The sequence below is a fragment of the Falsirhodobacter sp. alg1 genome (assembly GCF_000739715.2).
Classification (GTDB): domain Bacteria; phylum Pseudomonadota; class Alphaproteobacteria; order Rhodobacterales; family Rhodobacteraceae; genus Falsirhodobacter.
The window spans coordinates 1-511 of the sequence record NZ_BBJC02000112.1 but is presented as its reverse complement, the minus strand read 5'-3'; the positions used below and the strand labels follow the sequence as shown (position 1 = coordinate 511).

The 511-nt window shown below is 59.3% G+C and carries 1 protein-coding gene; it reads left to right on the top strand.

The genetic code is table 11. The features are described from left to right. A partial coding sequence (locus TR36_RS16235; protein WP_192841386.1) for a dihydroxy-acid dehydratase occupies positions 1–511 on the top strand: 511 nt, incomplete at both ends.

Sequence of the window (511 nt, the reverse complement as noted above, 5' to 3'; positions counted from 1 at the left end):
AACGCGCCGATGATGGAACGCGCCGGTTTCATGGTGCTGCGAGGCAACCTGTTCGACTTCGCCATCATGAAGACTAGCGTCATCTCCGAAGAGTTCCGTGCCCGCTATCTGTCCGAGCCGGGCCGCAAGGATGTGTTCGAAGGAACCGCCTTTGTCTTTGACGGCTCCACGGATTACCACAACCGCATCAACGATCCCGCGCTGGACATTGATATGGGAGAGGCGGGGTTGCTGCACAAGGATGCGCTGACGGTGTCGGGCCAGACCGCATGGGATCAGGTGAAGGATGTCCAGAACCACAATGAGGACGTTATCCGCCCGGTGGAACAGGCCTTGGCCTCGCATGGCGGGATTGCCGTTCTCAAGGGGAACCTTGCGCCGAAGGGGGCGGTGATCAAACCATCAGCCGCAAGCCCGCATCTTTTGCGGCACAGGGGGCGGGCCGTCGTGTTCGAGGATATTGACGACTACAAGGCACGGATCAATGACGAGGCGCTGGATATAGACGAAA